This is a genomic window from Pseudomonas sp. LB3P25 (assembly GCF_054897985.1).
Genome location: NZ_CM142711.1, coordinates 2,796,615 through 2,817,243 on the forward strand (window position 1 = coordinate 2,796,615; position 20,629 = coordinate 2,817,243).

Annotated in this window: 15 protein-coding genes and 3 pseudogenes; 13 read left to right on the plus strand and 5 right to left on the minus strand. The window is 55.8% G+C overall.

Annotated features, from left to right (window positions below; translation table 11 throughout):
* Nucleotides 1-233 precede the first annotated feature (233 nt).
* The 5 genes and pseudogenes from ACYZTW_RS12645 to ACYZTW_RS12665 all read left to right on the plus strand — a co-directional run bounded on the left by ACYZTW_RS12645 (nt 234) and on the right by ACYZTW_RS12665 (nt 4,174).
* Nucleotides 234-866 carry a CDP-alcohol phosphatidyltransferase family protein gene (locus ACYZTW_RS12645; RefSeq protein WP_462005137.1) on the plus strand — a complete coding sequence of 211 codons (633 nt, stop codon included), beginning with the start codon at nt 234-236 and terminating at the stop codon, nt 864-866.
* A complete protein-coding gene (locus ACYZTW_RS12650) occupies nt 853-1,452 on the plus strand; it encodes a lysophospholipid acyltransferase family protein (protein ID WP_462005138.1) in 600 nt (199 codons plus the stop codon). The genes ACYZTW_RS12645 and ACYZTW_RS12650 overlap by 14 nt, the downstream gene beginning before the upstream one ends.
* On the plus strand, nt 1,449-2,396 hold the full coding sequence (locus tag ACYZTW_RS12655; RefSeq protein WP_134418514.1) for a phosphatidate cytidylyltransferase: 948 nt from the start codon (nt 1,449-1,451) through the stop codon (nt 2,394-2,396). The genes ACYZTW_RS12650 and ACYZTW_RS12655 overlap by 4 nt, the downstream gene beginning before the upstream one ends.
* Before the next feature lie 164 nt (nt 2,397-2,560).
* A pseudogene (locus ACYZTW_RS12660) lies at nt 2,561-3,316 on the plus strand (MCP four helix bundle domain-containing protein); the annotation flags it as partial.
* 132 nt (nt 3,317-3,448) lie between these two features.
* Complete coding sequence (locus ACYZTW_RS12665; RefSeq protein ID WP_462005748.1) at nt 3,449-4,174, plus strand: methyl-accepting chemotaxis protein; 726 nt, start codon at nt 3,449-3,451, stop codon at nt 4,172-4,174.
* A gap of 169 nt (nt 4,175-4,343) precedes the next feature.
* Here ACYZTW_RS12665 and ilvD read toward each other — a convergent pair whose 3' ends face one another.
* Nucleotides 4,344-6,026 (minus strand): dihydroxy-acid dehydratase, encoded by a 1,683-nt coding sequence (ilvD, locus tag ACYZTW_RS12670; protein WP_140894609.1) that lies wholly within the window; start codon nt 6,024-6,026, stop codon nt 4,344-4,346.
* A gap of 387 nt (nt 6,027-6,413) precedes the next feature.
* Between ilvD and mqo the strand changes: the two genes are divergently transcribed.
* Nucleotides 6,414-8,063: a malate dehydrogenase (quinone) gene (gene mqo / locus ACYZTW_RS12675; RefSeq protein WP_462005139.1), complete on the plus strand. Its 1,650-nt coding sequence runs from the start codon at nt 6,414-6,416 to the stop codon at nt 8,061-8,063.
* 233 nt (nt 8,064-8,296) lie between these two features.
* Here mqo and ACYZTW_RS12680 read toward each other — a convergent pair.
* The 3 genes and pseudogenes from ACYZTW_RS12680 to ACYZTW_RS12690 all read right to left on the minus strand — a co-directional run.
* Nucleotides 8,297-8,469, minus strand: a pseudogene (locus ACYZTW_RS12680) (ParA family protein); the annotation flags it as partial.
* 4 nt (nt 8,470-8,473) lie between these two features.
* Nucleotides 8,474-8,590, minus strand: a pseudogene (locus tag ACYZTW_RS12685) (helix-turn-helix transcriptional regulator); the annotation flags it as partial.
* 115 nt (nt 8,591-8,705) lie between these two features.
* Complete coding sequence (locus ACYZTW_RS12690) at nt 8,706-10,172, minus strand: efflux transporter outer membrane subunit (protein ID WP_462005140.1); 1,467 nt, start codon at nt 10,170-10,172, stop codon at nt 8,706-8,708.
* 87 nt (nt 10,173-10,259) lie between these two features.
* Here ACYZTW_RS12690 and ACYZTW_RS12695 point away from each other — a divergent pair, with 87 nt between their 5' ends.
* From ACYZTW_RS12695 to ACYZTW_RS12720, 6 genes are all read left to right on the plus strand, one after another.
* The gene (locus ACYZTW_RS12695; protein ID WP_462005141.1) at nt 10,260-10,880 is read left to right on the plus strand and encodes a TetR/AcrR family transcriptional regulator; all 621 of its coding nucleotides are present in this window, start codon (nt 10,260-10,262) and stop codon (nt 10,878-10,880) included.
* Between the two features lie 177 nt (nt 10,881-11,057).
* Nucleotides 11,058-12,179: an efflux RND transporter periplasmic adaptor subunit gene (locus ACYZTW_RS12700; protein ID WP_462005142.1), complete on the plus strand. Its 1,122-nt coding sequence runs from the start codon at nt 11,058-11,060 to the stop codon at nt 12,177-12,179.
* The gene (locus ACYZTW_RS12705; RefSeq protein WP_462005143.1) at nt 12,176-15,262 is read left to right on the plus strand and encodes an efflux RND transporter permease subunit; all 3,087 of its coding nucleotides are present in this window, start codon (nt 12,176-12,178) and stop codon (nt 15,260-15,262) included. Before ACYZTW_RS12700 ends, ACYZTW_RS12705 begins: the two co-directional genes overlap by 4 nt.
* A gap of 118 nt (nt 15,263-15,380) precedes the next feature.
* On the plus strand, nt 15,381-16,664 hold the full coding sequence (gene fabF, locus ACYZTW_RS12710) for a beta-ketoacyl-ACP synthase II (RefSeq protein WP_462005144.1): 1,284 nt from the start codon (nt 15,381-15,383) through the stop codon (nt 16,662-16,664).
* 221 nt (nt 16,665-16,885) lie between these two features.
* Nucleotides 16,886-18,157 (plus strand): OmpP1/FadL family transporter, encoded by a 1,272-nt coding sequence (locus ACYZTW_RS12715; protein ID WP_462005145.1) that lies wholly within the window; start codon nt 16,886-16,888, stop codon nt 18,155-18,157.
* Between the two features lie 127 nt (nt 18,158-18,284).
* Complete coding sequence (locus ACYZTW_RS12720; RefSeq protein WP_462005146.1) at nt 18,285-19,070, plus strand: SDR family NAD(P)-dependent oxidoreductase; 786 nt, start codon at nt 18,285-18,287, stop codon at nt 19,068-19,070.
* A 215-nt stretch (nt 19,071-19,285) separates the two neighbouring features.
* Here the strand turns inward: ACYZTW_RS12720 and ACYZTW_RS12725 are convergent, their stop codons facing one another.
* The gene (locus ACYZTW_RS12725) at nt 19,286-19,546 is read right to left on the minus strand and encodes a hypothetical protein (protein ID WP_462005147.1); all 261 of its coding nucleotides are present in this window, start codon (nt 19,544-19,546) and stop codon (nt 19,286-19,288) included.
* Nucleotides 19,547-19,657: 111 nt separating this feature from the next.
* Here ACYZTW_RS12725 and ACYZTW_RS12730 point away from each other — a divergent pair, with 111 nt between their 5' ends.
* Nucleotides 19,658-20,602 carry a fatty acid desaturase gene (locus ACYZTW_RS12730; RefSeq protein ID WP_462005148.1) on the plus strand — a complete coding sequence of 315 codons (945 nt, stop codon included), beginning with the start codon at nt 19,658-19,660 and terminating at the stop codon, nt 20,600-20,602.
* Nucleotides 20,603-20,629: the final 27 nt, after the last annotated feature.

Genomic DNA, 20,629 nt, shown 5'->3' on the forward strand with positions numbered 1-20,629 from the left:
GTAGTCAGAGCGAGCGTGAAAAATATCACTTATCGGTCATCGTACAACCTAGCATGCAGCCAAGAAAAAAACGAACTTGCGTTGAGGGCTTGTCTCGAGGTTTAAGCTCGGAACGGTGTTCCAAAAAATTCGATAACACCGCCAGCGGTTTTGCATATTGCTGGGTGTGGTCAGTGCGACTCGCCATTACAATGCGATCTGTAGTAACTCATCATTTATAGGGATATTGGCCAGTGGATGACAACAGAAGGCCCATCAAGACGCGCTCTGCGGGCTGGGCAAAACACTTCACCGACATTCTGGTGAAAAGAGACATTTCCCCCAATCAGATATCCGTCGCCAGCATCGCCTTCGCGCTTGTCGGCGTCGTGGCGCTCAATATTGATAGCGGTGTCATTGGATCGATCTGCTGCGCGATCGGCATTCAGTTGCGCCTGCTGTGCAACCTCTTCGACGGGATGGTGGCGATAGAGGGCGGCAAGAAGTCTGACATCGGCAGTCTCTACAACGAATTCCCGGACAGGATAGCCGACAGCTTGCTGATCGTCGGGTTCGGGTATGCCATTGGGCAATCCGACCTCGGATGGTTCGCTGCCCTGGCAGCTGCCCTTACTGCTTATGTCAGGGTGTTCGGCGGCTCGATCGGTCTCAAGCAAACCTTCATGGGCCCCATGGCCAAGCAGCATCGAATGGCCGTGATGACCGCAGGACTGCTGGTGAATGCCATCGAAGCAAACGTTTATGGCACTCACTACGTACTGTTGATCGCGCTGGCTGTCATCGCCATTGGATCAGTCGCAACCTGCGTCACGCGGACGCTGGCGATCGCCAGGCAGCTGAAAGGGGCCGACCATGTGGATCAGTAATGCGCTGATTTCTGTTCTTCGACTGGTTATTGGCGTTACGGCCCGGTGGGAGAGCCCACCGGATCTCACGCGTCAGCGAATCTATTTCGCCAATCACACCAGTCACATGGACACCTTGGCCATCATTGCGGCCCTGCCGCCCGAGGCCAGGCTGAATGTGAAGCCGATCGCCGCTGCCGATTACTGGGGAAAAAACAAGTTTCTGTCGTACATCTCCCAGAAGGGCCTGAATGCCGTGCTGATTGACCGTAAACCGGCGCCCGGTAAAAACGCGCTGGAGCCTATTTTCGATGTGGTGCAGGCGGGTTATTCGATCATCTTCTTTCCGGAAGGCACTCGATCATCCGAGGCACTGCCCGGGGCATTCAAATCAGGTCTTTATCGGCTGGCCGAGACCTTCCCCGATGTCGACCTGGTGCCTATCTACCTGGAAAACCTTCATCGTTCCATGCCCAAAGGCAAACACGTCCCTCTGCCCATCATCTGCACGATCCGTATCGGCAACCCGATGGAAAGGATTGCTGGCGAGGACAAACAGGTGTTTCTGGAACGCGCGCGTGACGCCATTGTGGGGCTGTCGAAATGAGTCTTGAAGCAAAGTTTTTGTGGTTCTTTTTTGGGTTGGCATGCTTGCTGGCGATTGCTTCGCTCGCCGGTCGATTGCTGGCCCGGCGGGCCAAAACAGAAGGCGCTGTCTCGACCATCGAAAACCTCAATCAGCGCGTGAATGCCTGGTGGGGGATGGTCATCATCTTCTTCGCTTCCTACCTGCTGGGCGGCAATGCAACGGTCGTCCTGTTCGGTTTCATCTCACTGTTCGCGCTGAGGGAGTTCATCACCCTGACACCGACCAGACGGGGTGACCATAACGCCCTGTTTTCGGCGTTTTTCATCCTGATCCCGCTGCAATACATTCTGATCGGTACGCACTGGTATTCGATGTTCACGCTGTTGATTCCGGTGTATTCATTCCTGCTGCTGCCGGCGATTGCGGTGTTGAGCCAGGACACTGACGGCTTCCTGGAGAGGACGGCAAAGATCCAGTGGGGCGTGATGATCTGCATTTATTGCATCAGCCATGCGCCAGCGCTTTTGCTCCTGGATCTGGAAGGATTCACGGGCCAAAACGCGCTTCTGCTGTTTTATCTGGTGTTTGTCGTTCAGTTGAGTGATGTGTTGCAGTACGTGTTCGGGAAGCTCTTCGGCAAGCACAAGGTCGCGCCGCTGGTGAGTCCGTCAAAAACGGTGGAAGGACTGGTCGGTGGCGGCCTGTCTGCAACACTGATTGGCGGCTGCATGTTCTGGATGACCCCCTTCAGCTTTTGGCAGTCGCTGATGATGTCGTTCGTCATCGTGGTGATGGGTTTCCTCGGTGGTCTGGTCATGTCGGCGATCAAACGCAGTTTGAGCGCCAAGGACTGGGGGACCATGATCAAAGGTCACGGCGGCATGCTCGACCGGATGGACTCGATTTGCTTCGCGGCGCCGATCTTCTTTCACCTCACGCGATACTTCTTCTCTGCGGCCTGATTCGGGCGCCATCAAAACCGAAAAAACATACCGCATGTCGCAAAGACATGCGCGTATGGACATTCGCTTAATTAACCACTCGTGCCGGTCGATAACCTCTTCAGCAAACCAATCCGCAGTTGGCTTTACGCAACTGACAAACGTGCCGAGAGAGGAACCACAGAGTGTCCATAAAATTACGTTTGATTCTGCTGATTGGCACCGGGTTGATTACCGCGTTGATCATGAGCCTGGTCAGTTACCTGGGAAACACCCAGATGGCGGCTGCGGTGAATGACAACGAGGTCAGTATGGCCGTGCTGCGCAATCACCTCGAAGCCGACATGATGCACGACGCGTTACGCGCCGACGTGCTGTCCGCGATGCTGGTCGGGTTGGGTAAGAGCACCAGCAGCAAGGCCGAAGTGCGCAGCTCCATCGAGGAACATGCGGCGCATTTTCGTGAAATGCTCGGTGAAAACCTCAAGCTGCCGGTCAACGACACCCTTAAAGCGGGCCTGAACAAGATCAAGCCCAGCCTCGATACCTACATCAGCGCAGCCGAACGCATCGTCGGGCTGGCGCTGGAAAATCCGGAGGCCGCGCAGCAACAACTGGGCAGTTTCAGTAGCGTATTCAGCCAGCTGGAAGATCAGATGGCTGCGCTCAGCGAACTGATCGAAACCAACACCCAACAGACCAGTGCCGACACTCAGAAAGTCATCAGCAACGCCAATTTCATCCTCGGCGGCGTCCTCATCGCCAGCCTGTTATTGCTGCTGGCCCAGGGGCGCGGGGTGATTCTGAGCATCGTGGGGCCGTTGCAGGCCGCCAGCCGCATCGCCGACAGCATCGCCCATGGCAACCTGAGCGAACCGATTGTCGAGCCCACTCAGAACGACGAAGCCAGCGCGCTGATTCGCAGCCTCGCGACCATGCAGCGCGACCTGCGCGGCATGATCGAAGTCGTGCGCAGTAACGCCCACGGCGTGAGCGGCATGAGTGAGCAATTGAGCAGTGGCTGCCACGAAGTGGCCGGTAGCAGCCAGCAGCAAAGCGTAGCAGCCAGCACCATGGCGGCTGCCGCCAGCGAAATGACCGCGAGCATTGAAGAAATCACCCGACATGCCGAGCGTGCGCTGAACATGGCCAATCAGGCCGAGGCGCTGGCCAAGGACGGCGGTCGCGTGATCCATCAGGTGGTCAACGACATGGACGGTATTGCGCGTTCAGCGCAGCAATCGGCCCAGGTGATCCGCACGCTGGACAAGGAGTCCGAAGGGATTTTCAGCATCATTCAGGTGATCAAGGGCATCGCCGATCAAACCAACCTGCTGGCGCTCAACGCCGCGATCGAAGCCGCTCGTGCCGGTGAGCAGGGGCGTGGGTTTGCCGTGGTGGCCGACGAAGTGCGCAGCCTGGCGGGACGCACCAGCGCCTCCACCCAGGAAATTGCCACGATGGTGTCACGCATCCAGCAAAGCACCCGCGAGGCGGTGACCAGCATGGAGGCGGGCGTGGCGCAGGTCGACAAAGGCATGGCCGTGACCGCCGACGTCGAGCGCGCCATCCGCGAAATCCTCGAAGCCACGCTGAACACCACGCAACTGGTCAACGACATTACCCGCACCATCGGTGAGCAGAGCCTGGCCAGCAACGAAATCGCCCATCAGGTCGAAATGATTGCCGGCATGTCCGAAGGCAACAGCAAAGTCATTGGCCGGACCGCCTCGACCACCGATGAGCTGTCCATCCTGGCAGGCAAGCTCTCGCAATCTGTTGACCGGTTTCGGCTTTGAGATACAGCCGCTAGTTATCTTGCCATTGTAGCGCTGTCTGTAAGGGCCCCTTCGCGAGCAGGCTAGCTCCCACACTGGATCTTTGTCGTACACAACATTTGTGTACGCAGCGATTCAATGTGGGAGCGAGCCTGCTCGCGAAGGCGTCAGCCCTGACAAAGTCGAACTCCTAGAGGTATTTATCCGTCACGGCGCCTTCCGAGGCGCTGGACACGGTCTTCGCGTACTTGGCCAACACCCCGCGTTTGTACTTGGATTCCGGGCGCACCCAGCGAGTCTTGCGCTCGGCCAGCTCGGCGTCGGAGACATCGACTGTAATCTGCCGTGTTTCGGCGTCGATGGTGATCTTGTCGCCGTCTTCAATCAGCGCGATCGGCCCGCCATCAAAGGCTTCGGGCGTGATATGACCCACCACAAACCCGTGTGAACCGCCGGAGAAACGGCCGTCGGTGATCAGCGCAACGTCCTTGCCCAGCCCCTTGCCCATGACCGCCGACGTGGGTGAGAGCATTTCGCGCATACCGGGACCACCTTTTGGGCCTTCGTAGCGAATCACGATCACATCGCCGGCCTTGACTTCGCCGTTGAGAATACCGGCCAGCGCACCTTCCTCGCCGTGGTAGACCCGCGCCGTGCCTTCAAAGCGCAGGCCTTCTTTGCCGGTGATCTTGGCCACGGCGCCGGTGGGCGAAAGGTTGCCGCGCAGCACCACTAAATGGGAGTCCTTTTTGATCGGTTGGTCGAAGGGCAGGATCACGTCCTGCCCCTCGGGGTAGTCGGGCACGTTTTCCAGGTTTTCGGCCAGGGTTTTGCCGGTGACCGTCAGCGCATCGCCATGCAGCATGCCAGCGGCGAGCATGCGCTTCATCAGCGGCTGGATACCGCCGATGGCCACCAGTTCGCTCATCATGTATTGGCCGCTTGGGCGCAGGTCGGCCACCACCGGGGACACCTTGCCCAGCTCGACGAAATCATCCAGCGTCAGTTCGACATCCACGGCATGCGCCATGGCCAGAAGGTGCAGTACGGCGTTGGTCGAGCCGGCGAGGGCGATGACCACCCGAATGGCATTTTCAAAGGCCTTGCGGGTCATGATGTCGCGCGGTTTGATGTCTCGTTTGAGCAGCTCCATGACCTGCTGACCGGCGCGGAAACTGTCCGACGCCTTGTCGCTGCCGACGGCCTCCTGAGAGCTGGAACCGGGCAGGCTCATGCCCAACGCCTCAATCGCCGAAGCCATGGTGTTGGCCGTGTACATGCCGCCGCAGGAGCCGGGGCCTGGAATCGCCACTTCCTCGATTTGCTTGACCTGGATCTCGCTGATATCCCCCCGCGCGTGCTGACCCACGGCCTCGAACACTGAGATGATATCGGTGTGGCCGGCGCCCGGCCGGATGGTGCCGCCATAGACGAAGATGGAAGGGCGGTTCAGCCGCGCCATGCCGATCAGGCAGCCCGGCATGTTCTTGTCACAACCGCCCACGGTCACCAGGCCGTCAAAGCCTTCGCAGCCGGCCACGACTTCAATGGAATCGGCGATCACTTCCCGCGACACCAGCGAATACTTCATGCCTTCGGTGCCGTTGGCGATGCCATCGGAAATGGTGATCGTGTTGAAAATGACGCCCTTGGCACCGGCGGCATTCGCGCCTTTTTCGGCTTCAATCGCCAGTTTGTCGATGTGCATGTTGCAGGGCGTGACCATTGCCCACGTGGAGGCGATGCCGATCTGCGGCTTTTTGAAGTCCTCGTCCGTGAAACCCACGGCGCGCAGCATGGATCGTCCCGGCGCGCGTTCCACGCCATCGACCACTTGGGAGGAATATTTGCGCAAATCGTTTTTGTCGCTCATGACTGCTCCTCACAGGCTCGTCGAGAAAATCAGGATCAGTATAGTGGGCTCAGCGCTCGTGCCCGGACTATCAAGTCGGGAACAGACGCGCGGGTTTGCCGTGTCGTGATATTCTTCGCCTTAACTTGCTTTGACCTATTCAGTTTGCGTGTCCTTGAGACGCGCCAACAGAATCACTGTCGCTCAAGTAGCTGAAGCCAATAACGATAAAAAGTCAGTTCAGTAGGGACATATAAACTGAGGTCGATGGAGACACGTCGGCCTTGTGTGCCCACCCTCCAATCCTTATGAGTGCGGAACCCACAGCATGCTGCCTGCATGCCGTGAGCCAGGGGCCTCAAGCATGGGGATGGAAGGGCGGATGGCGTTTTATCATAGGTGCTACACATGTTTAAAAAAATGAACACGGCCCTGCTGGGGCTGGCTTTGTCGATGGGGATCGCGTCCGCTCATGCGGAAGAGGCAAAGAAAGTCGATGTGCTGCTCATTGGCGGCGGCATCATGAGCGCGACCCTCGGTGTTTGGCTCAATGAGCTGGAACCCGATCTGTCGATGGAAATGGTCGAGCGCCTCGACGGCGTCGCCCTGGAAAGCTCCAACGGCTGGAACAACGCCGGTACCGGTCACTCCGCCCTGGCCGAGTTGAACTACACCCCGGAAGACGATAAAGGCAACGTTCAGATCCCGAAAGCCGTTGAAATCAACGAAGCCTTCCAGATCTCCCGTCAGTTCTGGGCCTGGCAGGTTCAGCAAGGCGTGTTGAAGAACCCGCGTTCGTTCATCAACTCCACGCCGCACATGAGCTTTGTGTGGGGCGATGACAACATCAAGTTCCTGAAAAAGCGCTACGAAGCCCTGCAAGCGAGCCCGCTGTTCGCCGGCATGCAGTACTCCGAAGACCCGGCTGTGATCAAGAAGTGGGTTCCGCTGATGATGGAAGGGCGTGACCCGAACCAGAAAGTCGCGGCCACCTGGTCTCCGATCGGTACCGACGTCAACTTCGGCGAGATCACCCGCCAGTTCGTTGCGCATCTGCAAACCACGCCAAAGTTCGACTTGAAACTGTCTAGCGAAGTGCAAGACATCACCAAGAACGAAGACGGCAGCTGGCGCGTCAGCTACAAAAACCTGAAAGACGGCACCAAAACCGAAACCGACGCCAAGTTCGTGTTCATCGGCGCGGGCGGCGGTGCACTGCACCTGCTGCAGAAGTCCGGCATTCCTGAAGCCAAGGAATACGCAGGCTTCCCGGTAGGCGGCTCGTTCCTCGTGACCGAGAACCCGACCATCGCCGAGCAACACCTGGCCAAGGCCTACGGCAAAGCCTCCGTTGGCGCACCGCCCATGTCGGTTCCGCACCTGGACCCCCGTGTTCTGGACGGCAAGCGCGTCATCCTGTTTGGCCCATTCGCGACCTTCAGCACCAAGTTCCTGAAAGAAGGCTCGTACCTGGACCTGCTGACCACCACCACCACGCACAACGTGTGGCCAATGACCAAAGTCGGCATCAAGGAATACCCGCTGGTCGAGTACCTGGCTGGCCAACTGATGCTGTCTGACGAAGACCGCCTCAACGCCCTGAAAGAATACTTCCCGAATGCCAAAGCCGAAGACTGGCGCCTGTGGCAAGCCGGCCAACGCGTGCAGATCATCAAGCGTGATGAAGCCGCCGGTGGCGTGCTGAAGTTGGGTACTGAGATTGTTGCTTCGCAAGACGGCACCATTGCTGGTCTGTTGGGCGCATCGCCGGGTGCTTCGACTGCTGCACCGATCATGCTGACCGTGCTGCAGAAAGTGTTCAAGGACAAAGTGGCTTCGCCAGCCTGGCAGGAAAAGCTGCATCAGATCGTGCCGAGTTATGGCACTCAGTTGAATGGCAGTCCTGAGAAAGTGGCTGAGGAGTGGGCTTACACCGCTAAGGTGTTGCAGCTGACTCCGCCGCCGGTGATTGGTCAGGTGGCGGCTCCGGCTGCACCTGCCGCCGCTGAAAAACCTAAAGCAGTGAAAGAGAAAGCTGCGAGTGATATGGCTCTGTAACTAGAGGCCTAATCAAAAGCCCACTGAACCGGTGACGGTCAGTGGGCTTTTTTGTGGGGATTGTTTTCTGCAAGGGGTAGATTCATCTCGTCCGACGTGTCAGATTTCGGCCAAAAGCGGTCCTTCGAGAAAGTCCGCTATCGGCCCATACTGTGTAAAAATACATCCATCATTTTTAGGTCTGCGTTGCTACGGTTGTTGCGGTCGGTCAGAAGACCTGAAATTTGTGTAGGATCGTACGCACCTGCATCGGCCTTCCGGCTCAATGGGTAATTGCTTGGGTAGGCAATTCAAAATCGCGCAGCCGGACGCGCAGGCCAGCATCCGCCAGCAGGCCACCGAGATTGGCTGCTACTGTGGTTTTACCTACTCTACCTTTGGTTGAAACGACCGATACCATACGCAAGGCATCAGGCCTGCTGACCTAAACGCTCGACCACCCACTGTTCGATTTCTGCTAAGTCCCAACCGACTGCGCGGAGTCCAATGCGTTTGGCTTGGGGAAATTTATCTTCCTTCATCCAGTTGTTTGTCTAAATCAGGTAGCACCTTCCTTTGGCCCCAAGTTCATTTCCCCAGAAAAAAACGGCCGCTTAAGGCCGTAAAGTGGGATGAACCGTTTCGTAAGATATTCAGCAGTTGTTATTGGGCGCTCGAGAGGAAACGAGGGTCTAGTGCGTCGTGTTGCCAGCCGCCGCCCAGCGCTTTGAATGTAGCCACCGCAGCGCGAGCCGATTCCGTTTGTGCTTGTGCTCTACCATCAGATGCGGCTAACAAGTTCTCATCGGCATCCAATACTTCGATCAAACTCACCACGCCTTTTTCATAGGCGGTAAACGATGTCCGTCGGGCTTTTGCATAAGCAGCCTCACCCTGTGCAAGATTTTTAGATTGCTGCTCGCGGTTGATCAGTGCCGAAAAAGCGGTTTCGACATCCTCGGAGGCCCTTAGCACCGATTGGCGATAGGCGGCTAACGCTTCGGCTTCTTGCCCCTTGGCCAAGTCAATCTGAGCATTGATGCGGCCAAAGTCGAACAGCCTCCAGCGTAATCCCAATACCGCCGATGCCTGGCTGGCATCGTTGGTGAAAAGATTTCCGCTGGAGACCGACGTCGCGCTGCCTAGCAGCGCTCCCACGGAAAACTTTGGGTAGTACTCGGAAATGGCTTCGCCGATGCGAGCGTTCGATGCCGCAAGTCGGCGCTCTGCGACGATCAAGTCTGGACGCCGACGCAGCAGGTCGGCTGGAGAGCCCAGGCTGGCGAATTTGGGTACGTCCGGGATGCGTGTCGATTGAGTCAACTGCGCAGTGTAAGTACCCGGTGGTTTACCCAACATGACATCCAGAGCGTTCATTGCCGAATCAAGGCCAGCCTGCAGTACAGGCACAGTTGCTTGCGCTTGGTTCAGCGATCCTTGAGTCGGATTCAACTGTAGTTCAGCAGCCAATCCTTTGGCATAGAGATGTTCGATGGTGGAGAGCAGGTGTTGTCGCGTCTCTACTTGCTTTCGGGCAATTTCCAGGCGTGCTTGCAGGCCGCGGATGCTGATGTAAAGGTCAGCAGTCTGCGCTACCACTGCTAGACGTGTGGCAACCGCTGCAGCTTGGGAAGCCTGATAGTCGGCGACGGCGGCTTCTTTGCCTCGGCGTAATCCTCCAAATACATCCAGTTCCCAGCCAGCATTGAGATTAGCCTCATAAGCACTACCGTAGCGGTTATAGGATGGATCTGAATTCAGCACTTGGCCCAGCGGTGTCTCCAAGGACTGTCGCGCTCTAGCCGCTTGGCCACTGACTGTAGCCGACGGCAAAAGAGCTGCGTTAGCTGCCCCCAAGCCTGCGCGAGCCTGTTCGATCCTGGCTGTTGCCTGAGCTAAATCGAGGTTCTGTTCAAGGGCTCGATTGATTAACTGACTGAGAACGGGGTCATTGAAAGCGTTCCACCAGACGGTGAGATCGCTGGGGGCTTCGCCAACGGTTCGTGTTGTAGGTGTAAGCGCCAAAAAATGCTCGGGCAGTTCTACTTTGGGCTCTGAATAGTCAGGGCCCACCGAGCAACCCGTGACCATACCGAAACTTAGCAAAACGGCAAAACGGAAAGGGTGCATGTGACACCTTGGAAATGATCGATTGGTGACCATATTACGATTTGGTCATGAGTTGTCAACTGTTCTGCGGGTGCGTAAGCTGATCGCATGAACCCATTATCCGTTTCCTCGTCCAGCACCCGTGGTCCAGCCGAACACGACATCCGAGACCAGATTGTCGCGGCGGCCAATGAACATTTCAGTCAATACGGTTACAGCAAGACAACAGTCTCCGACCTCGCGAAAGCGATCGGTTTTTCCAAGGCTTATATCTACAAGTTCTTCGACTCCAAGCAGGCGATTGGTGAGGCAATTTGCAGCAATTGCCTGTCGCAAATCATTGCGGCGGTGGAGGAAGCTATCAATGCCGAAGGTATCTCACCCACGGAGCGCTTTCGACGATTGGTCAAAACCCTGATAATCAAGGGGGTTGACCTGTTTTTTAATGATCGAAAACTGTACGACATAGCGGCGTTCGCTGCTTCGGAGAGCTGGCCCAGCTCCCAGGTCTACGACGTGCGAATCAAACACTTCGTACAGCAAATTGTGCGAGAGGGGCGTGAACTCGGAGAGTTTGAGCGCAAGACACCATTGGATGAGACGGTGGAATCGATTCATCTCGCTTTACGTCCCTACATCAACCCTTTGCTGTTGCAGTACAACCTCGACGTCGTTGAAGAGGCACCCGGGCTCATCTCCAACCTCATTCTGCGCAGCCTGATGCCTTAAAGAGGTTCTGGCTGGCAGATCTGGCGTACCTCCACATTTATCTTTGCATCCGTAACTTAAGGCCGACTCTGCTGATCTCATCTTGATCATCAGGCGGCTTTCATTTGTTCATATCGTGACCATTGACATAATTGGTCACTTGAATAAGCATGGCGCATCTGCTTCCAAGAGGTCTCTATGATCCAGCGCCGTTCCACTTCATTTATCTTCATCGGTCTATTGCCGTTTGCCTTGGCTGCATGCAGCGAGGCGCCGCCTCCTGATCCTCGTCTTCAGGTGCCCTTGGTGCGCATCGGTCTGGTTCAGCCTTCTGTGCCTGAAACCCGCGTATATACCGGCGTCGTTGCGGCTCGGGTTCAGAGTGACCTGGGTTTTCGAGTGCCCGGAAAGGTGACGGAGCGCCTCGTGGATACCGGCCAGAGCGTCAAACGCGGACAGCCACTTATGCGAATTGATGCGAACGATCTGACGCTGGCAGCGCGAGCGCAGCAGGAAGCGGTGTTGGCGGCGATGGCTCGATCCCGGCAAGCCACTGATGACGAGCTGCGCTACCGTGATCTGGTGTCTGTCGGTGCTGTATCTGCCTCGGCTTACGCAGGGATCAAAGCGGCTGCCGACTCGGCCAAAGCTCAACTGAATGCGGCCAAGGCCCAGGCTGATGTGGCGAAAAACTCCACCGGTTATTCAACCTTGCTGGCCGATTCCGACGGCGTTGTTGTAGACACCTTGGCGGAGCCGGGGCAGGTAGTAGGCGCGGGCCAGGTGGTGGCGCGTGTTGCCCATTCCGGGCAGCGTGAGGCAGTCATTCAATTGCCTGAAACGCTACGTCCTGCACTGGGATCGTCGGCGACAGTGCAGCTTTATGGGTTGGACCAGCACGAAGGGAAGGCGCATCTGCGCCAACTGTCCGATTCGGCTGACAGGTTGACCCGCACATTTGAGGCGCGTTTCGTGCTGGAGGGCGCACTTGCCAATGCCACGCTGGGGTCGACCATTTCGGTTGCCATAGGCGGCACGCCACCTGCCATCGATAGCGAAGTCCAGGTGCCCGTCGCCTCTCTCTACGACGCGGGTAAAGGTCCGGGTGTATGGGTCGTGAGTCGGGAACCTGAGCAGGTGACCTGGCGCCCTGTAACGTTCCTCGGTTTGAGTAACGCAGAAACTGCGCGTGTGACAGGTAATCTCAATATCAATGATCGTATTGTCGCGTTGGGCGCTCACCTTTTAAGCGAGGGCGAGCAGGTCAGGCCTCAGGTGGCAGGCAACGCTCAGGCAGCGGTGGCTGAGGTGCGCCGATGACCGGGTTCAACCTGTCCGCACTGGCAGTGCGTGAGCGTTCGATCACGCTGTTTTTGATCTTGCTGATATCCATAGGTGGGCTGTATGCCTTCTTCAAACTAGGGCGCGCGGAAGATCCTGCCTTCACCATCAAACAAATGACGGTGGTAACGGCATGGCCTGGTGCGACGGCTCAGGAGATGCAGGATCAGGTGGTTGAAAAGCTGGAAAAACGCATGCAGGAATTGCGTTGGTATGACCGGACCGAGACCTTCACTCGTCCGGGAGTGGCGCTCACCACTGTCTATTTGCTCGATAGCACGCCACCTTCTGCTGTTCCCGAGGAGTTTTACCAAGCTCGCAAGAAGCTCCGTGATGAAGAGGCGGGTTTGCCGCCTGGAGTCATCGGCCCGATCGTCAACGACGAATATGCCGATGTCACCTTTGCCCTTTATGCGCTCAAGGCCAAGGGCGAGCCGCAACGATTGCTGGTGCGCGAGGCCGAGTCCTTGCGCCAGCGCCTGCTGCACGTGGCGGGCGTGAAGAAGGTCAATATCATTGGCGAGCAGTCCGAGCGCATTTATGTCGAGCTGTCATACGAGCGTCTGGCGACGCTGGGTATTTCCGCTCGAGACATATTTAGCGCGTTGAACGCACAAAACATGATGACGCCGGCCGGTTCAGTTGAGGCGAAGGGACCACAGGTGTTCATCCGACTTGATGGTGCGTTTGATGATCTCCAGAAGATTCGCGACACGCCGCTGGCCGTGCAGGGTAGGACCCTCAAATTATCCGATGTGGCCGAGGTCAAGCGCGGTTACGAGGACCCCACCACGTTCATGGTGCGCAACAATGGCGAGCCCGCGTTACTGCTCGGTATTGTGATGCGCGACGGCTGGAACGGTCTCGATTTAGGTAAGGCGCTTGAAGCCGAGACAACGTCGATCAATGAGCAATTGCCGTTAGGCATGACATTGAGCAAGGTCACCGATCAGGCGGTGAACATAGATGCATCCGTCACCGAATTCATGATCAAGTTTTTCGCTGCGCTGGGCGTGGTTCTGCTGGTGTGTTTTCTCAGCATGGGCTGGCGTGTCGGCATCGTCGTCGCTGCAGCGGTGCCGCTGACCCTGGCGGCAGTTTTCATTGTCATGGCCGCAACAGGTAAGGACTTTGACCGCATAACGCTAGGGTCGCTGATTCTGGCGCTGGGGCTACTGGTGGACGATGCGATCATTGCCATTGAAATGATGGTGGTGAAGATGGAGGAGGGGTATGACCGCATCAAAGCCTCCGCCTATGCCTGGAGTCACACCGCAGCTCCTATGTTGTCGGGCACGTTGGTCACTGCAATCGGCTTTATGCCTAATGGCTTCGCCAAATCAACAGCAGGTGAGTACACAGCCAACATGTTCTGGATCGTCGGCATTGCGCTGATCACGTCGTGGGTGGTGGCAGTGGTGTTCACACCTTACCTGGGGGTGAAACTGCTGCCGCAGATCAAGGTGCCTGAAGGCGGCCATACCGCGATTTACGGCACGCCCAATTACTTGCGTTTCAGGCGCGTGCTGGGTGTGGTAATTCGCCGTAAAGGGCTTGTAGCGATCTCAGTGGTTGGTTTGTTCATTGTCGCTATTCTCGGCATGGGCGTGGTGAAGAAGCAATTTTTCCCAACATCAGACCGCCCCGAGGTGCTCGTTGAGGTGCAGATGCCTTACGGCACATCCATTGAGCAAACTGATGCAGCGGCATCCGAAGTCGAGGCTTGGTTTGCGAAACAACCGGAAGCACGGATAGTCACCGCCTACATTGGTCAGGGCGCTCCACGGTTCTACTTGGCGATGGCGCCAGAGTTGCCCGATCCTTCTTTTGCAAAAATCGTTGTGCTAACGGCAAATCAGGAAGAACGTGAGGCTCTCAAGATCCGGCTGAGGCAAGCCGTTGCTGATGGCCTGGCCCCTCAAGCACGAGTACGTGCGACCCAGTTGGTATTCGGTCCTTACTCGCCTTACCCGGTGGCCTTTCGCGTCATGGGGCCGGACCTGACAGTGCTACGCGATATCGCCGGCCAAGTGCGTGAAGTCATGAAAGCCAGCCCCATGATGAGAACCGTCAATACGGACATGGGCGAGCGTGCTCCGGCACTCCACCTGACACTGAATCAGGATCGTCTGCAGGCATTCGGTTTGACCTCCGCAGATGTTGCACAGCAGCTTCAGTTTCTGCTGACCGGAGCGCCAGTGACCCAGGTGCGCGAGGACATTCGCTCAGTCCAGGTGATCGCACGCTCTGCCGGTGACACTCGTTTGGACCCCTCGAAAATCGATGCCTTCACATTGACTGGAGCGCAGGGCCAACGGGTTTCGTTGTCTCAGATCGGGACAGTGGAGATCCGAATGGAAGAGCCCATCCTGCGGCGTCGTGACCGAACGCCAACCATCACCGTACGTGGTGATGTGGCTGAAGGGCTTCAGCCTCCAGATGTTTCCAGCGCCGTGATGAAGCAACTGCAACCGCTTATTGAACAGTTGCCTAAGGGCTATCGCATTGAGTTGGCAGGGGCGATTGAGGAGTCGGGTAAAGCGAACAAGGCGTTGCTGCCGTTATTCCCCATCATGATCGCGCTGACGTTGCTCACCATCATTCTTCAGGTGCGTTCGATGTCGGCAATGATGATGGTGTTCGCCACGGCGCCTCTGGGACTGATTGGCGTGGTGCCGATGCTTCTTCTGTTCCAGCAACCCTTCGGGATCAACGCGTTGGTGGGACTGATTGCGCTGTCGGGAATTTTGATGCGGAACACGCTGATTCTCATCGGCCAGATTCACGCCAATGAGCAGGCAGGCCTGTCCCCTTATGACGCAGTGGTCGAAGCCACTGTGCAGCGAGCCAGGCCTGTCATTCTCACGGCGCTGGCGGCGATGCTGGCGTTCATCCCGCTGACCCATTCGGTGTTTTGGGGAACGCTGGCCTACACCCTGATCGGAGGTACGTTTGCTGGCACTGTGCTGACATTGGTGTTCCTGCCTGCGATGTACGCCCTCTGGTTCAAGATCAAACCTGATACCTCACAGGAGGCCCTGACACCCGCACATCCTGCCTGATCGAGCAACGAACGCTCGCTTAGGCAAGCGTTTACGTCTTCTCGCTGTAGGCCGCAAACAAAGTGAAATCATGGCCCTGATCAATCTGGCCAGGACGAAGAGAGCATGAGGTGAGCCAATGTCATCGGAAAGTAAACGTATCGTAGTCACTGGTATGGGGGTTGTTTCCCCATTGGGCTGTGGTGTGGAGGAGGTCTGGCGCCGTTTGTTGGAGGGGCAGTCCGGTATCAGGCCTTTGTCTGAGGAATTTAGCAACGGTGTGGGATGCGTGGTTGGAGGCCAGGTGCCTTCACTGGAGCAGGATCCTGTCGCTGGTTTTGATCCAGAGTTGGCCGTCTCGGCAAAGGATCGAAAAAAGATGGATCGGTTTATCGAATTTGCACTTTTGGCTGCACGTGAGGCGCTGACACAAGCTCACTGGGCGCCTGAGCAGGGCTCTGAGCAGGAACGTACTGCGACGATAATTGGCACAGGTATTGGTGGTTTCACAGCGATAGCTAATGCCGTTCGCACTACCGATGAGCGAGGACCCGGTCGCCTTTCGCCATTCACCATACCGTCATTTCTCGCCAACCTCGCGGCGGGTCACGTGTCGATTAAATATAACTTTAAGGGGCCGCTGGGGGCTCCGGTCACCGCGTGTGCCGCGGGAGTGCAGGCCATTGGCGATGCCGCTAGGTTGATCCGCTCGGGTGAAGCCGACATCGCATTGTGCGGTGGCGCCGAGGCTGCGATTCATCGCGTCAGTCTGGCTGGGTTCGCAGCCGCTCGAGCCCTGTCCACAGGTTATAACGATTGGCCAGAGAAAGCCTCTCGTCCCTTTGATCAGGACCGAGATGGTTTCGTCATGGGGGAGGGGGCCGGGTTGCTGGTCATTGAATCACTTGAACATGCGCTGGCGCGGGGAGCGAAACCGATCGCAGAGCTGATCGGATATGGCACCAGTGCGGACGCCCATCATTTGACCGCAGGTCCTGAAGACGGGAATGGTGCACGCCGTGCGATGCAGCAAGCGTTGGATCAGGCCAGGCTCAAACCTGAAGAGATTCAGCACATCAACGCCCATGCCACTTCAACGCCAATCGGGGACAAAGGTGAACTGGCGGCAATTCGCGGGTTGTTCGGCTCTTCCTCACGGGTCGCGATTACGTCGACCAAGTCCGCCACTGGCCATTTGCTGGGTGCGGCCGGTGGCCTTGAAGCCGTTTTCACCGTTTTGGCGCTACGAGACCAAATCGTTCCGCCGACGCTCAACTTGCTCAACCCGGATGAGGCTGCTGCAGGTTTGAATCTGGTCGCCCTTCAATCCAGGCAAATGGCAATCGAGCACGCATTGTCCAATGGCTTCGGCTTTGGTGGTGTGAATGCCAGTGTCCTGTTTCGCCGATGGACTGAGAGTTAAGTGGAGGGCTGCAATATCTCATTCGTTGGCTTTGCTTCTCGAGCAATTTGCTCACGGATGGGTGATCAGTCACCTAAGCGGAATTCGACCATGTGTCGGACGACGGACTGGCGTAGGACATTGATCCGGACCGTAGAGGCAGTTTGTTAGAAGGCGGTAAATCCAGGGCAACAGTTGTGCATGTAACACCACGTTCCGTAAATATTTAAAGGGTCACAATAATGAAAAAAATAATCCTAAAGACTTCCCTTAGCTTTGCTGCGTCACTTGCATCGGTGCATGGGTTTGCGAGCGGTTTTGCTCTTAACGAGCAGAGTATCAGCGGGATGGGAACTGGATTCGCCGGCCGGTCTTCCTCTGCCGAGGATGCGAGTACCGTATTTGGAAACCCCGCGGGGATGGCCCGCCTGAAACACGAACAGTTCAGCGTCGGTGCGGCAACGCTGTTTGCAAAATCAGACATCAGCCATACCCGCAGTACCTTCGGTGGCGAGCAAGACGGTGACATGGTGCCCGTGACCACTGTACCCATGGGGTATTACGTCAAACCCATTGATGAACATTGGGCTTTCGGGGTCGGTTTTTACGTGCCTTTTGGTCTGATAACCGACTACGGCAGCGGTTTTGCTGGTCGTTATTATGCGAACAAAAGTGAAGTTACGACGCTGACGTTCCAGCCCAGTGTCAGCTATGCCTTTAACGACAAGGTGTCGATTGGTTTCGGCCCAACCATCAACCGTATAAGCGGTGAGTTGTCCGCAATGGCCCCTAACGCCTTTAGCCCAGGTACTAACGATGGCAAGGTCAAGAGTACTGGAGATGATACGGCCTTGGGTTTCAACGCGGGCGTCCTGGTACAGGCTACGGACCGTACGCGATTGGGCATAACCTATCATTCCAAGGTCAGTTATCACTTGGATGCCAAAACAAAACTCACGAACGGCACCTTCAGCTTGTTGGGCGTCAGCGGTCAAAGCTATGACGCCTCTTTGGATGTCGATCTTCCCGAGTCCGTAGATTTGTCAGTAACCCATCAGCTCAATGATGACTGGGCCCTCTATCTGGGCAGCACCTGGACGCGTTGGAGTCGGTTCAAAGAATTAACGGCTGAGACCACAGGGCTACCAGCGATACTGCGAAATTCTTTGGGTACGGTAACCGAAGAGGAGAACTGGCATGACACTTGGGCCCACGCTGTGGGTGCCTCATATCAAGTCAACAAACAGTGGGTTTTGCGCTCCGGATTTTCTGTGGACCAATCCCCCACTAACAACACCAACCGCGGGCCACGTATCCCTACCGGTGATCGCACAGTGGTGAGTCTGGGGGCGGGCTGGACTCCGGTAGATAATGTCACTGTCGACTTCGCGTATTCCTACCTTTGGGAAGAAAGCGTAAAGGTCAATCAAGTTTCGGCAACACGAGGCGCCTACAGCTCCAAATACAAAAACAGTGCCAACGGTTTCGGAACGTCGCTAACTTATCGCTTTTAGCAGTTGCGGGCTTACAGTGTTTATTAGTTAAGCGGCAGTCTAGTAAATAGGAGGGGCAGAGCCTGACGCAGATATTGTTCAGGCTCTGTGGCAGTTATGTTCGCCAACTCAAATTAAAGGCACTCCAATGAGTAATAAAAAAAATTCCTGGGTTCTGATCACTGGTGCATCTAGCGGGTTTGGTGAGGAATTCGCAAAACAGTACGCTGAAATGGGTCATCCATTGGTGCTGGTCGCTCGCCGATTGGAGCGTCTTCAAGCCCTGGCAGGGGCGCTGCAAAAACAATACGGCATAGAAGTCATTACCGAACAAGTTGATCTTTCGAATACTACAGCCATTAATGAGCTCCATGAATATTTGACGAGTCGTGGAATTCGAATTGATATCTTGATCAATAACGCGGGTCACGGCTTGCAGGGCCCGTTCTTGGGCGGCAAATTGGACGACGCATTGGCTATGATCCAACTCGATATCGCGAGCTTGACGGCCATGACCTACCTTTTCGGGCAAGATATGAAGAGGCGCCGGCAAGGATACATCCTTCAAGTAGCCAGTATGCTGGCCTATCAAGGCGTGGTGAATTTCGCCGTGTACTCGGCTGCCAAAGCGTATGTATTGCGTTTGGGAGAAGCACTGCATCGGGAGTTCAAAGCTGATGGTGTAACGGTCACCACGTTGTGCCCAGGAATGACGGACACCGGTTTCGCCTCCGCAGCGCAACAGAAAATCACAGTCGGCTTACGCGCTATGATGATGCAACCTGCCCCGGTGGTGCAGGCTGGTATCCGCGCGCTCAATGCAGGGCGTATAAGTGTCGTGCCGGGAGTAATTAATAAACTAAATGTGATTTTCATGTGGGCGACACCACGCTGGCTGCACCAAGCGGTTTTTTCTAAAGTAATGAATGAGTAAGCTTGCCTGCCGTTGTGCCCGGTCATTTAGTCGGCAATGAGTAAAGTTGCCTAGAGTCGGTGCGCTGAAACTAGGCTAGCGGAGCAGGCAAGCCCAGAGGAAGGGTAGACGCGTTGGTGAATTCTTATTCATTTTTCGAATAAGCATAATAAAATATATTCCTTGATCGTATTACCCATCATGCTACATTGTGCTTACCGGACCACCGGATATGTTCAATCCAATTTTATGGTACGACTATGTCCGGCGCCCGAATCTTCCAAATCAGCCTTGAGGCTCTGTCTTATGATGGAGCTCATGTAGCGATTTCTCACTCCGGCAATATCCGCATTAGTCCTTGTGCCTTCATTGCTGTTCCATTCGTTACCGGCAAACCCCTCCCTTGTCAGGCGAACAGCGAAGCCTGCAGTGCAATCAGCGAAGGCTTGGCATTTCTTCTCTATGCCATGTGAATCATCGCTGTTGGGCACTTCCATACAGTTCGTCTAGCCAGTCATCTTCAGGTAATGCCCGGTCCTATGGGGTTGCAGCTTGAAACGTGAGTGATTGGGCTTCTGTTCAGGCAATATCTATCGCGACTTACAACAATGCCAAACTATTTGGATGAAGCTCATCGAGCTGAAATTGTTAAGCTGAGCAATACATTAACCAGTCAGACTGAATGGCCCACCTGGCTTTTGTTGGTCGGATTCTATCTGGCCTGGGCTTTTATAGTTTTTTATGGGGACGCTCTTGGCGAAGTATTGTCCATTGTCCTGTTGGTTCCGCTGGTCGTGCTCTGGATGTCGATTCAGCATGAGCTTATCCACGGTCATCCAACTCGTTGGCCTGCCATAAATAAATCCCTGGGATTTCTGCCGTTTGCCGTGTGGTATCCCTACGACATTTATAGGGACACGCATTTGGCGCATCACAATGACGAGGTGCTGACTGTACCTGGTCAAGACCCAGAAAGTCGTTACGTCACAAGTGCTTTTTGGTTGCGCTCGTCTCGTTATATTAAAACGTTGTTGTGGGTAAATAAGACCTTGGGTGGTCGCTTGCTTATGGGGGCGCCATTGGCAGTGATAGCCCTTGTGGGTAGCGAGATCAGAGGGCTATTTCACACTAGGCGAAGCGCTTGGCGGGTGTGGGCAACTCATATGCTAAGTGTTGGCGTAGTGCTGGCCCTAGTTGAACAATACAGCGCCATCAGTGCCGTGCAGTACATATTTTTAGTTTCACTGTCGGCTTTGTCCATTGCAATGATCAGGTCGTTTTACGAGCATCGGCCGTCAACGCTTCCAGAACACCGCACGGTTATCAATGAATCGTCAGGGCTTTTGAGTTGGCTCTTTCTTAACCTCAATCTTCACTTAGTTCATCACGATCTTCCCGGTTTGCCTTGGTTTTACTTGCCCCATGTGTACAGAGCCAGGCGTGAACAATGGATTGCTCGAAACAATGGCTATGTCATTCATGGCTACTTCCAGTTATTGCATAAACACCTGGTCAGTCCCGTGGATTGTCCTCGCCATCCTACCAAGCAGTAAAAATATGAAAGCTAATCTGGGCGTCGG

Excerpts from the sequence above, each read along its gene's own strand:
- ACYZTW_RS12690 (WP_462005140.1), bottom strand. The coding sequence starts at position 10,172 with ATGCACCCTTTCCGTTTTGCCGTTTTGCTAAGTTTCGGTATGGTCACG.
- ACYZTW_RS12730 (WP_462005148.1), top strand. The coding sequence starts at position 19,658 with ATGCCAAACTATTTGGATGAAGCTCATCGAGCTGAAATTGTTAAGCTG.
- ACYZTW_RS12715 (WP_462005145.1), top strand. The coding sequence starts at position 16,886 with ATGAAAAAAATAATCCTAAAGACTTCCCTTAGCTTTGCTGCGTCACTT.
- ACYZTW_RS12665 (WP_462005748.1), top strand. The coding sequence starts at position 3,449 with ATGGCGGCTGCCGCCAGCGAAATGACCGCGAGCATTGAAGAAATCACC.
- mqo (WP_462005139.1), top strand. The coding sequence starts at position 6,414 with ATGTTTAAAAAAATGAACACGGCCCTGCTGGGGCTGGCTTTGTCGATG.
- ilvD (WP_140894609.1), bottom strand. The coding sequence starts at position 6,026 with ATGAGCGACAAAAACGATTTGCGCAAATATTCCTCCCAAGTGGTCGAT.
- ACYZTW_RS12705 (WP_462005143.1), top strand. The coding sequence starts at position 12,176 with ATGACCGGGTTCAACCTGTCCGCACTGGCAGTGCGTGAGCGTTCGATC.
- ACYZTW_RS12720 (WP_462005146.1), top strand. The coding sequence starts at position 18,285 with ATGAGTAATAAAAAAAATTCCTGGGTTCTGATCACTGGTGCATCTAGC.
- ACYZTW_RS12695 (WP_462005141.1), top strand. The coding sequence starts at position 10,260 with ATGAACCCATTATCCGTTTCCTCGTCCAGCACCCGTGGTCCAGCCGAA.
- ACYZTW_RS12725 (WP_462005147.1), bottom strand. The coding sequence starts at position 19,546 with ATGGAAGTGCCCAACAGCGATGATTCACATGGCATAGAGAAGAAATGC.
- ACYZTW_RS12650 (WP_462005138.1), top strand. The coding sequence starts at position 853 with ATGTGGATCAGTAATGCGCTGATTTCTGTTCTTCGACTGGTTATTGGC.
- fabF (WP_462005144.1), top strand. The coding sequence starts at position 15,381 with ATGTCATCGGAAAGTAAACGTATCGTAGTCACTGGTATGGGGGTTGTT.
- ACYZTW_RS12655 (WP_134418514.1), top strand. The coding sequence starts at position 1,449 with ATGAGTCTTGAAGCAAAGTTTTTGTGGTTCTTTTTTGGGTTGGCATGC.
- ACYZTW_RS12700 (WP_462005142.1), top strand. The coding sequence starts at position 11,058 with ATGATCCAGCGCCGTTCCACTTCATTTATCTTCATCGGTCTATTGCCG.